General features: G+C 67.9%; 8 protein-coding genes and 2 pseudogenes. 8 read left to right on the top strand and 2 right to left on the bottom strand.

What is annotated here, in order from left to right; all coding sequences use genetic code 11:
- Window positions 1–158: 158 nt before the first annotated feature.
- Together ACWDA7_RS44885 and ACWDA7_RS44890 are read left to right on the top strand one after the other, a co-directional pair.
- On the top strand, window positions 159–1,709 hold the full coding sequence (locus tag ACWDA7_RS44885) for an IS1182 family transposase (RefSeq protein ID WP_450612938.1): 1,551 nt from the start codon (window positions 159–161) through the stop codon (window positions 1,707–1,709).
- Window positions 1,710–2,109: 400 nt separating this feature from the next.
- A complete protein-coding gene (locus ACWDA7_RS44890) occupies window positions 2,110–2,349 on the top strand; it encodes an ABC transporter permease (protein WP_450612940.1) in 240 nt (79 codons plus the stop codon).
- 90 nt (window positions 2,350–2,439) lie between these two features.
- Here the strand turns inward: ACWDA7_RS44890 and ACWDA7_RS44895 are convergent, their stop codons facing one another.
- Window positions 2,440–3,450, bottom strand: coding sequence for an NAD(P)-dependent alcohol dehydrogenase (locus ACWDA7_RS44895; RefSeq protein WP_450612942.1), 1,011 nt, complete (start codon window positions 3,448–3,450; stop codon window positions 2,440–2,442).
- 815 nt (window positions 3,451–4,265) lie between these two features.
- Between ACWDA7_RS44895 and ACWDA7_RS44900 the strand changes: the two are divergent.
- From ACWDA7_RS44900 to ACWDA7_RS44925, 6 genes and pseudogenes are all read left to right on the top strand, one after another.
- Window positions 4,266–4,838, top strand: a pseudogene (locus ACWDA7_RS44900) (ISL3 family transposase); the annotation flags it as partial.
- A gap of 340 nt (window positions 4,839–5,178) precedes the next feature.
- Window positions 5,179–5,859: a TetR/AcrR family transcriptional regulator gene (locus ACWDA7_RS44905; RefSeq protein ID WP_450612944.1), complete on the top strand. Its 681-nt coding sequence runs from the start codon at window positions 5,179–5,181 to the stop codon at window positions 5,857–5,859.
- 248 nt (window positions 5,860–6,107) lie between these two features.
- The gene (locus tag ACWDA7_RS44910) at window positions 6,108–7,235 is read left to right on the top strand and encodes a PP2C family protein-serine/threonine phosphatase (protein ID WP_450612946.1); all 1,128 of its coding nucleotides are present in this window, start codon (window positions 6,108–6,110) and stop codon (window positions 7,233–7,235) included.
- A gap of 478 nt (window positions 7,236–7,713) precedes the next feature.
- Window positions 7,714–7,893: a TMEM175 family protein gene (locus ACWDA7_RS44915; protein ID WP_450612947.1), complete on the top strand. Its 180-nt coding sequence runs from the start codon at window positions 7,714–7,716 to the stop codon at window positions 7,891–7,893.
- Window positions 7,894–7,908: 15 nt separating this feature from the next.
- Complete coding sequence (locus ACWDA7_RS44920; RefSeq protein WP_450612948.1) at window positions 7,909–8,343, top strand: hypothetical protein; 435 nt, start codon at window positions 7,909–7,911, stop codon at window positions 8,341–8,343.
- 250 nt (window positions 8,344–8,593) lie between these two features.
- Window positions 8,594–9,628, top strand: a pseudogene (locus tag ACWDA7_RS44925) (IS256 family transposase); the annotation flags it as partial.
- A gap of 35 nt (window positions 9,629–9,663) precedes the next feature.
- Here ACWDA7_RS44925 and ACWDA7_RS44930 read toward each other — a convergent pair.
- Window positions 9,664–11,349, bottom strand: coding sequence for a recombinase family protein (locus tag ACWDA7_RS44930; RefSeq protein WP_450612950.1), 1,686 nt, complete (start codon window positions 11,347–11,349; stop codon window positions 9,664–9,666).
- Window positions 11,350–11,468: the final 119 nt, after the last annotated feature.

Here is an 11,468-nt window from a genome sequence, read left to right on the forward strand (position 1 = left end):
CTTGTCGTGGTTCCTTAGGGATCGGAGTGTGTCGTGTCGATGCAGCCGCAGTCCTGGCCTGAGCCGGATCCGCAGGTCGCGGTAGCGATCCGGGCCAGGTTCGTGACCGGCTCGGGGAGCTGTTCCCAGACGCGGCCTTTGCTGACGCGTTCGGCCAGGTGGGCAAGCCGGGCTGGTCGCAGGGGCGTCTGGCGCTGGTCACGGTGCTGCAGAAGGCCGCGAACCTGACCGATCGGCAAGCTGCTGACGAGGTTCGAGAGAACCTCGCCTGGAAATACGTACTCGGTCTGGACCTGGAGGATCCGGGCTTCGACCACAGCGTGCTGTCAGAGTTCCGCTCCCGTGTCGTCGCCCACGGCTTGGAGGAACGTTTGCTGGACCTGCTGCTGGAGCGCCTGCAGACCCTGGAACTGGTGCAGGCGGGCGGCAGCCAGCGCACCGACTCCACACACATCGTTGCCGCGGTGCGAGATCTGAATCGACTCGAGCTGGTCGGCGAGAGCGTCCGCGCGGCCCTGAACGCGCTGGCCGCCGCATGCCCCGAATGGGTCGACCAGGCGCTGGTGGTGGAGGACTGGAGCCACCGCTACGCGGACCGGATCGACAACTGGCGACTGCCGAGTTCCAAGACCAAGCAGCACGAACTCGCGCTCGCCTACGCCGCCGACGGCTACACGCTGTTGCAGGCCGTCTACGCGCCCGCCCCGCCGGGATGGCTGCGCGAGCTGCCCGCGGTGCAGACCCTGCGGTGCGTGCTAGTGCAGAACTACACACGCACCACCGACCGGGCTGGCAGGCTGCGGATCCTGCAGCGCGAGCGGACCGAGGACGGCGGCGAGGGCCTGCCGCCTGCCCCGATACGCCTGGCCTCTCCCTACGACACCGACACCCGCTGGTCCGCCAAGCGTGACCTGTTCTGGAACGGCTACAAGCTGCACGTCTCGGAGATTTGCCACCCACAGGCCGACGGAGACCGGCCGACCCGCCCGAACCTGATCACCAACGTCACGACCACCCGTTCCACCCTGCCGGACAGCAAAGCCCTGGACCCGATCCACCAGACCCTTCGCCGCCGCCACCTGCTGCCCGCCCGGCACTACCTCGACTCCGGCTACCCCAGCGCCGACCTGATCGTCTCGTCCGCCAAGGACTACGGCATCGCCTTGGTCACCCCGGTCCTGCTCGACACCTCCCGCCAGGCCAAGGCCCAACAAGGCTTCGCCGCACACGACTTCACCATCGACTGGGATCGCAAGCGAGCCCTCTGTCCGGCCGGAAAGATCAGCGCCACCTGGAACGACGTCGTCCAGGAGGGCGTGGCCAAGACCGTCGTCGCCTTCGCCGCCCTGGACTGCATCCCCTGCCCGGCCAAGGAACAGTGCACCAGCTCACGAAAGGGCCGCCGGCTCAGCCTCTACCCCCGTGAGCTCACCGAAGCCATCCGCACCGCCCGCGCCCAGCAACAGGACGGAACCTGGCAACGCGACTACGCGCTCCGCGCCGGAGTCGAGGGCGCCATCCGCCAGGCCACCCACACCATCGGCCTGCGCCGAGCCCGCTACCGCGGCCTCGCGAAGACCCACCTCGACCACACCACCAGCGCCACCGCACTCAACCTCATCCGACTCGCAGCCTGGTGGAACGGCCACCCCCTCGACCGCGGCAGCCACAGCCACCTCGCCAGACTCCAACTCCGCCTCGCAGCATGACAGTTGGAGTTAGCCACCAAGATCGCGCAACGTCGTCGCGCGAAATGAGTCCACCGGGGCGCGGGCCGACTGCTCGCGCACCCGACGAGCTGACCACGGCAACGCGAACGGGCCCGCACCTATCGGGGTCTTCGAGCTTGGCGAGTAGACCCCGATGCGCTACGCGGCCTCCGCGCGGACCCTGTTGGGCCAGGCCGCTGAGGCCGACCCGCAGTAAGTACCGCGTCACGGGCCGCAGGCATGCGTTTTTTGCCACCAAGAGCCCGGCCACCGGAGACTGCCGCCAAGACGCACTCGATAGCTCACCCCATCTGGATCGGTAAGCCCGGTGAAGACGGCCACTCGGGCTTCTCCCGGTACAAGGCTTGTCGGGCCGACCCCAACGACTCGATCGGACGCAATGTGCTGGCCGCGCGGCCCAACCTGCTGCGCGGTCTCCCAGTCGTGGCTGCCCGTCCTGCCGCCGCTCACCCTCGGCGCCGGCCTGGCATGCGCGACCGTCGTCAGCGCCGTCGCCGGCGTCTACCCGGCACTCCGCGCCTCGCGGCTGCCCCCGACCGAGGCGCTGTCGGCCATACGAGAACAGCGGGGCAACCTGCCCGCGATCATGGGCGGGATCTGGCATGTCGTGACGCTTTGATCTCTCGACGAAGACGTCACACCTGCGGGAGGGGCAAGTCATTCCCTCGCCGATGGATGACTCGCCCCGCTATTGCCCACTACGCGATCTTCATTCGAAGACGATGACCCGTCGTCCGACGACGTCGCCGCGGCCGAGGGCTTCCATGTTCTCGTTGATGTCTTCGAGCCTGACTTTGGTGACGTTGTGCTTGACGAGGCCGGCTTCGGCGAGGGAAAGCACCTCGACGAGATCCATGTGGTTGCCCCAGAAGGAACCGAGGTAGGACTGTTCCATCCCCACAAAGGGGAACTGTTTGTGCTCGACGTGGTGGCTCATGAGGCCAACGGCCACCAGTACCCCTTCCGGGCCCAGCAGGTCGAACCCCATCGAGATGGATGCGTTGCTGCCGACGCAGTCCAGGATGGCATCGAGCGTCCTGCGGCCGGTGAGACTTTCCAGTTCGTTCTGGATGGCCTCGGTGGACTTGTCGCGGACGTTGATCCCGTAGTCCGCGCCGTTCTCCTTTGCCACATCCAGCTTGCTGCCCTTGCGGGCGAAGGCCACCACGGTCGCTCCGCCTCCGAGTAGCTTCGCGTACTGGACCGCGTAGCTGCCCAGGCCGCCGATGCCCGTGATGGCGACGGTGCGGCCGGGGCCGAGCTTGCCCGTGTCCCGGATCTTCTTCATCCCCCGGTAGGGCGTCATGCCCGCGTCGGTCATCGGGGCGAGCAGCTCGGGCGCCTTTGCGGCGTTCTCTGAGACGGGAATGGCGTGGCGGGACTCCACGGCCATGTACTCGGCGAAGCCTCCTGGAGGGCCGAAGCCCACCCACCTGCCATTGCCGCTGCACAGTTGTTCGTTGCCTTCGCGGCACTGGCGACATGTGCCGTCTCCCCAACTGGGGTTGACGACGACCATGTCACCCTCCGAGTAGCCCACCGTTTTCGGTACGGCGCTGCCCAGGCCGGCTACTCGGCCTGTGACCTCGTGACCGGGGATGAAGGGGAGGTCCACGGGGAACGGCCCTTCAAAGTAGCCTTCGAGTTGCTGGTAGTCGCTCCGGCACATACCGGTCGCCGCGACCTTCAGCAGAATCTCCTCCGGCGCGGGGTCGGGCACGGGAACCTCCTCAATTCGGAGCGGTTCTTTGTATCCGTGCATCCGGGCTGCTTGCATCTGCATGGGGTGCCTCGCTTTCGCCGGCAAGCAGCGGTGCGGGCCGGTGCAGCGTGGCGAGATTTGGACCCCGTCGCCAGTCCCCGCGGCCGCCGCTCCGATTCGGATAGCTCCAGGCTCCTGCGTCGGCCGCTGCCGTGCATCCGGAGATTCGAGGGCCGATAGGCACGGGGTGGGAGACCGCCGCGGTGCCGCAAGTCCCACTTCGCATGGCCTCAGCGACGCGGCGGGGGAGGGCCCAGCAGCACTGCCGAGCTGTACGGTCACGCAGTGGCCCGGCCGCCCTTCGCGGCATACGGTTGAGGCATGGGAGTGCCACGCTGGATACGTGGTCACACGGCGGCACAGGCGCGCTAGAGCGGACCGGTGCCGCCGTGCCATGTCTTTCCTTCGCCACAGGGGGTATTCGAGGTCCGTCGGCGAGGAGAGCCTGAGCCAGATAGCAGCGACGGCGAACAGCCGGCCCGGTCAACAGCGGCGGCCCTTGTCCCGGGCAACCACAGCAACCGTCGGCGAGGACAGCGACTGCGGCGGACTGCCGCCAGCAGTGCCTTTTACCCTCTCCGCTCCACGGGCAGGGGATGCGAGGGAATGTCATGATCAAACCCTATGGTCCCTACGACTTCATGCCGCCGATCAGGACCTTCTCGTTGACCTCGCAGTCCGTGGCCAACGGCGAGCCACTGGCCCGCGAGCAGGTAAGCGGCATCCTGGGAGCGGGCGGATCGGACATCTCACCGCAGCTGAGCTGGTCCGGCTACCAGCCCACCCTCGTCGACCCCTACCGCGACCACCTCCGCGAACGACGCCAGGCCAACCCCGCCGTGCCCGTCCTGCACCTGTTCCGTGAGATCAAGGAACTTGGCTACACCGGCAGCCTCAACCTGCTGCACCGCTACCTCAACCAGGGCCGCGCCGAAGGCGACCGTCCCGTCACCACCCCGCGCCACGCCAGCCGCCTCCTGCTCACCGACCCCGAAAAGCTGCGCCCGAAGGAAACGAACCTGCTGGAGAAGATCGCCGCGGCCTGCCCGGAGATGACCGCACTCGCCGATCTCGTACGCAACTTCGCCGCCCTGCTGAAACCGGCCGAGGGCAACGACGTGAAACTCACCGAGTGGATCACCACCGCCCGCGCCGTCGACCTGCCCCACCTGCGCAGCCTTACCAGCGGCCTCGAAATCGACCGACCCGCCGTAGATGCCGGCCTCACCCTGCCTTACCACAACGGCCGCACCGAAGGCGTCAACACCCGCACCAAGAGAATCATGAGACAGATGCACGGACGCGCCGGATTCGACCTCCTCCGCCACCGCATCCTCCTCCCCTGACGGACACTCAACGTCACCACCGGCTACGGGCCAGACCCGTTAAATTGACACACCCGGTCCCGGGCGTTCGGGTCCGCGGCGGCGCCGGGGCTCGCTACGCCGTGGTCGATCAACCGCTGGGCCGTCTTCATGTGAGGCTCTCGCCTTCGGTCACGCGACCGCGCTCCGTATGGCGCGTCACGCTAGGGCTCGGTTACAGTCAAGAGCTGTAAATAAATTGGGCCTGGCCCGTCCGGTGAAGGCGCTGCGAGTGGCGGGCCGGAGTTCGCGTGATGTGCTGATGCGGCGGGGGCCTGATGGGCAACCGGCTCCGGCCGGCTTGTGTGTCGGAAGGGATGAGATGGCGAAGGCGACGCGTTCCGATGAACGGGCCGGCGGGCGCGGGGGGCGCTCGGGAGCGGAGCCGGCGGCGCCTGCCGGCGGACGGCCCAGGGACCCGGCGATCGAGGAGGCGATCATCCAGGCCACGCGCAAGCGGCTGGCCACCGACGGCTACTCCTCCATGACGATCGGGGACATCGTCGCGGACGCCGGTGTCACCCGGCCGACCCTGTACCGGCGGTGGGCGAACAAGTACGACCTCGTCATCGACGCCCTGGAATACGGACTGCGCAAGCAGCGCGAGGCCTACCCTCCGCTGGACATGGAACAGTTGGCCCCGTGTGAGGCGCTCGTCCAAGCGGTACGGCGTCTCGACCCCCGCTACCACAACGAGCGGGCCATGGCCCTGCACGGCAACTTCATGGCGGAGGTGGAGCGGGCGCCAGGCCTGCTGGAGCAGTTGCGGGAGTACGGCGTGCGGCCCCGCTGCGAGGAACTGCTGATGGCGCTGGTCTCGCTGCAGCGCCGCGGTGCCGTGCGTGAGGACGTGGACCTGGACATGGTCGTCACCCTGTGGTTCGGCAGCTACTTCGCCGACTACCTGCGGACCGGCCGCGAGGTCCAGGACGACTTCGCGGCACGGGTCGTCGCCACGGTCTGGCCGGCGATCGCTGTGGACGGCGAGGTCCGCCCCGTCTGAGAGGGCCCTCGGGGGCGGCGCCGAGCAGGCGCGGGCCCCGGGCGGCGTCGGGCGCCGCTACATCAGGGCCCACGGGCAGCGATCTTTCTTTACAGCTATTGACTGTAACGAAAAGCGGCGGCATCCTTCTCGTGTCAGACCTCAGTGCCCGACGCTGCTGCTGGCCGTGCCGGTCGCCTGGCGATACGGGGACGCCTCAGGACGATTTGCTGTTGCTGGTGCGACAGGCATCGAGTAGGGAGCAAAATGTGAGCGCTGCGACCATTACGACAGCACGCAGGGTACGAGTTCTGCGCCGCACGGTGCCGCAGCCGTGGTGGCTGGTGGTCCCTCTGCTGCTGGTCGTCGCCGTTCCGGTGGCCGACGCGTTCCTGCCACCGGACATTCACCTCGGGCATCTGCTGGTCCTGGGTCTGGCGATCGCCGGCGTCGGTACAGGTCCCCGCGTCACCGCGCTGGTCGGTGGCCTGTCAGTGCTGTCCCTGACTGCCGCCGGAGCGGAACGTTATACCTTGACCACCGAAAGTGTCATCGTCGAGGTGTGCGCTCTCGCCGCGCTCGCTGTCTTCCTGGTGGTCTTCACCCGCATGCGGGAACGGCAAGCGGGCGAACTGTCCAGGGCACGCCTCGTCTCCAAAACGGCGCAGCGGGTCGTACTGAGGCCCCTTCCGGAGCGAGCCGGTTCGGTGTCGTTCGCCTCCGCCTACCGCAGCGCTGAGGCCGACACTTGGATCGGCGGTGACCTCTACGCCGTCGCCCGTACCGCCAACTCCACCCGAGTGATCATCGGGGACGTCCGGGGCAAGGGCCTGGCCTCGATCGGCGACACGGCGATCGTGCTGGGCGCGTTCCGAGCAGCGGCCCACCGCACAATGCCGCTGCCGGAACTGGTCGCCTACATGGAGGACGCGGTCCTCGCCGAGTACTCGGGGACCGATGACGACGACGTCGCGGAGCGTTTCGTGACCGCCTTGATGCTGGACATCCCGGACGACAAGCCGGTCGTCCATGTGATCAGTTGCGGTCACCCACCGCCCCTCCTGCTGCACGGCACGACCGCATCCCTCCTCCAGGTGCGCGACCCCGCCCCGCCGGTCGGCATCGGTGTGACACGAGACGGCACCTACGTGCCGGCAACCTTCCCCTTCGACGCCGGTGACCGGCTGATGCTGTACACCGACGGCATCACCGAGGCTCGCGACGCGGAGGGCGTCTTCTATCCGCTCGCCGAGCGTGCCATGGACTGCGCGGACCTGCCGCCGGGGCTGCTGGTCCAACGGCTGACCGAGGATGTGCGGGAACATGTTGGCGGCCGGCTGCACGATGACATGGCCATGATCGTCATACGGCGGGACGCGGTACCGGTACGCGTCTGAACGGTCTCCACGGTCGGCAAAGAGGGAGTCCTTCTGGGCGCGGTGCAGGTGGAACTGCTTGATCAGCGCCGGTGGCGCACCTGCCTGCAGGCGTCCACTGCCCTGTTCGGGTGCCTGGAGATCTTCCACAACCGGCAACGCAGACACTTGCTATGTCTTTCTGTCTGTTACAGGTGTTGCGCGTCGTTCGTAATCCACTGGGCTGAGCAGTCCCAGGGCGGAGCGTGCGCCCCTACGGCTGCCCGCCTCACGCTTGCCCCGCCCGGGTCCAACGAGCCCGCCGCCCCGCACGGTCGATCGCGTGGCCCGCCAGATACACCGGATGCCGAGGGAGCTGGGTGCCCCGGTGGTGGAGCGGTTGGTCCCGGTGAAACGCTCCTCGGGTGCGTGGGAGCCTACGGTGGCGGAGGCTGGGGCGATGACAGAGCCTGTTCACGGACCCGATGGACCAGGAGGCGGGGCGACATCGTTCGGTGCGGTGCGTGATCCTGCCCGACTGGTCGCATTCAGTGACGGCGTCATCGCCATCGCCGTCACGCTGCTCGTCCTGGAGATCCGTCCGCCGCACGATACCCGTCACCTGTTGCGCAGCCTCACCGCGCTCTGGCCGTCCTACCTGGCTTACGTCGTTACCTTCATGTTGATCGGACAAGTGTAGGCCAACCATCACATCATGTTCGACCACATCCGCAGCGCTGACCGAATGGTGCTCTTCCTCAACACCGTGCTGCTGATGGACGTCGCGTTTCTCCCCTTCGCCGCCTCCGTGCTGGCCGCGGCGCTTCGTGACGGTCACGGGCAGCGTACCGCTGTCGCCTTCCACGGCGGAGCCTTCGAATTCCTGGCCATCCTGTTCAATCTCATCTGGGGGTATGTACGTCATAATCGCCGACTGCTCACCGCCACCATCGATTCAGCCGACGTGGCAGCCATCAGCCGGCGCTTCCGGCTCGCCCTTGTCTGGCTCGCCACCGGAACCCTGCTCGGCGCCCTGTTTCCCGTACTCGGCGTCGCCGTGATCGCCGCCTTCGTCCTCTACTACTGGCTCCCCATCACAGGCGAGATCGCCGAGGTGCAGCGTCGACGTCACCGTGGACACCGAACGTGATCGCCGATGGCTGGCCCCCGGCGTCACCTCCCGCGAGGCGTGTGGATCGGCCTCTTCACCGGCTTCCAGACAACTGCAGGGAGTGTCATTCGGTGGTGGAGCCGCGGGTGTACTTGTCGTGACGTCTCGTCGTCATCCCGTTCCCTGACGCGGCCGATCGAACACCAGCAGTCGGCCGGGATCATCTGCTCCACTGCATACCAGTGCTCCAGGCGGTCAGACCCAGGGGCGACACGAGAGGACTCCGCGCATGAGCGAGGACAGCCGCAAGGCACTGATAGAGCGCAGCATCCCGTTCCTGGCCGAGGTCAGGAAGCGTACGGCCAGCAACGACCTGGATAGCTGGCTGAACACCACCTACGGACCCGACAGCGAGCTCTACCAGGACCTCGCGCGCCTGATCAAGATCGGTGTCCTGGAGGAGGGCTGGGCGGCGAACATCGAGGTCGACGGGCCCCGCTACCGCCGCAGCCTCATCGCCGAACCGACTGCGGAGACCCACCACTTCAGCATCACGGCCGTCTACATGGACAGTGTCGAGCGCTACCGGGGCCAGTACCACGCGCACCCGTACGGTGAACTGAACCTCGTCGCCCCCATCGACCCCGGAGCCCAGCTGGTGGGGCCGAACGGCTGGCAGGGAGCGGGCTGGACCGCGCCCGCCCCGGGCAGCCACCACTACCAGCTGACCGGGGAGGGCGGGCTGCTGCAGCAGCTGACCAAACGGGTGCTGGAGTCCGCTCTGGAGGGCGAGATCACCGATCACGTCGGCTATGTGAAGCACGACGCGACGGGCAGGAACAGCGGCAACAGCCGCAACGGCACCCGCTCGAAGACCGTGCTGACCGACGTCGGCCCAGTGGAGGTGAAGGTGCCCCGCGATACCGCCGGCACCTTCGAGCCGCAGATCGTCAAGAAGCGGCAACGCCGCCTGACCGGTGTCGATGAGATGGTGCTCTCGCTGTCCGCGAAGGGGCTCACCCACGGGGAAATATTTGCGCACCTGGCCGAGGTGTACGGGGCGGAAGTCTCCAAGCAGACCATCACCACGATCACGGACAAGGTGATGGAGGGCATGGCTGAATGGCAGTCACGTCCGCTCGACCGCATCTACCCCGTGGTCTTCGTGGACGCCATCAACGTGAAGATCCGCGACGGCCAGGTCGCCAACCGCCCCATCTACATAGCCATGGCCGTCACCGTCGAAGGCACCCGCGACATCCTCGGCATCTGGGCGGGCGACGGCGGCGAGGGCGCCAAACACTGGCTCCACGTCTTCACCGAGAAGAGCGAGTCGTGGTACGTCGATGTGCGGTGTCCTTACTTCTCGCTCGCGGCATGATCTTCTCCCTTCCGTGGTGCGAGGGCCGGTTCCTGGTTGTCCAGATACTGCTGCCGGGTGTAGTAGCCGTTGGGGCGGGCGCGTCGCTCGCGCAGAGCGGTGAGTTCGGCGGGGTCGGCGTGCAGGATCCACAGGCGGCCGGTGCGGTCCCGGCGCCCGTTGACCCAGCCGCGGCCGATCCAGCCGTGCAGGGTGATCTGCGGCATGTCGAGTTCGGCGGCCAGCTGTGGCAGGAACCATTCGTGGGCGCCGAGTTGGTCGGTGGCCCGGGTCCAGCCGGTGCGTCCGGGATATTGCAGCAGGCTCTGCCGTCGCAGGAGGCTGTGCATGCCGGCCGGTGAGAACGGCCCGTTGCGCTTGGCGGTGCGGTAGCCCTCAGCGTTGATCGTCTCGGCGATCTTCCGGGGGCCCAGGCCGGCCTCGGACAGCTCCCGGATCCGCGCGATCAGCTGCGGATAGTAGGAGAGCTGCTCGACCTTGGCGACCGGGCGTCGGGTGCGGACCGTGCTGGCGCGGCCCCCGGCCCAGGTGATGGTGGCCTCGACGATCTCGCTGTCGTCTACGACACGGACCGCGATGCGTTCGATGAGCAGGCGGACGAGCTGTTTGCGCTCGGCCATGGTGGTGCTGGGGGCGTGCCACAGCCCCGGCAGGTCGTCGGCCAGGGACCGGATCGCCTCGCGTTCGGCGGCGGCCAGGACCCGCGGGGCCATCGCCAGCTGTCGGGCGTGCTCGCGCAGCAGGTCCTCGCGGGCGGCCAGGGCCTGCTCCCAGTCCTTCTCCAACTGCCTCACCACCAGGCGGTTTTCCGGTTCGGCCAGGTGGTAGCAGCGGCGGGCCCTGTCGATTTCGTAGTCGGCCCGCTCCAGGCGCTGACGCCAGATGCCTTCCACCGCGGCCCGGTCCGCCTCGACCTGCTCGGCAGCGGCCAGGGACAGTTCCAAGGACGCCGGGGCGAGCGCGGCCAGCAGTTGCTCGGTGACGCAGGTGTCCAGGCAGGCACCGACCAGTTGCTGGCACATCCGTCCGCCGTAGTGGGCCGCCTCCCAGTTGCACAGGTAGATGTGACTTTCGCCGTGCGGGTCGGTGCGGTAGCGCACGTTCATGTGCGTGCCGCAGCGGGCGCACACCAGCAGGCCGGTCAGCAGGGCCGGTCCTTCCCGGGCTGCCCCGGGGGTGGCGGCGCTTTGACGATTGGCCTGCAACCGGGCCCTGTTGCGTCTCCACTGCTGCTCGGTGATGTAGGCCGGGAGCCGGCCAGGCAGGTAGACCAGCCAGTCCTCGGGGGCCTTGACCTCGGTGGTGTGCACTCCGTGGGCGGTGTACTGGCTGTGCTTGCGGCCGAAGGTGTAGATCCCGGCGTAGACGGGGCTGCGGATCATGTTCCGCAGGACGGTGCGGTTCGGGCGGCGCCACACCACCTCACCGCGGTCGGGCCCGCACCGCTCGCGTCCGCCCAGTTCGATGCCGTGGGCCACCATCCAGCGCAGTACCGCGTGTACGGTGCCCAGCTCCTCATACTTGGCGAATACCAGGTTGACCACCGCGCGGACCTGCTCGTCGGGGTCCAGGACCACCTCGCCCGAGGGGCGGGGCCAGTAGCCCAGCGGCGGGTCCACGCTCAGCTCGCCGCGGCAGGCCTTGGCCAGCCGGCCGCCCCACATCCGCTGCTTGATCAGGTACAGCTCGGCCTCTTATGCGGACCCTGCTGTTATGCCGAGGTGGCGGCCGGGAGCCGTCATGGCGACAGCGCCCGGCCGTAGGTGAGCGGCATAATCTACAG

This window comes from Streptomyces sp. NPDC001156 (assembly GCF_053598275.1).

Coding starts and splice junctions, on each gene's coding strand:
- ACWDA7_RS44890 (WP_450612940.1), top strand. CDS start 2,110: ATGTGCTGGCCGCGCGGCCCAACCTGCTGCGCGGTCTCCCAGTCGTGG.
- ACWDA7_RS44905 (WP_450612944.1), top strand. CDS start 5,179: ATGGCGAAGGCGACGCGTTCCGATGAACGGGCCGGCGGGCGCGGGGGG.
- ACWDA7_RS44920 (WP_450612948.1), top strand. CDS start 7,909: ATGTTCGACCACATCCGCAGCGCTGACCGAATGGTGCTCTTCCTCAAC.
- ACWDA7_RS44930 (WP_450612950.1), bottom strand. CDS start 11,349: ATGTGGGGCGGCCGGCTGGCCAAGGCCTGCCGCGGCGAGCTGAGCGTG.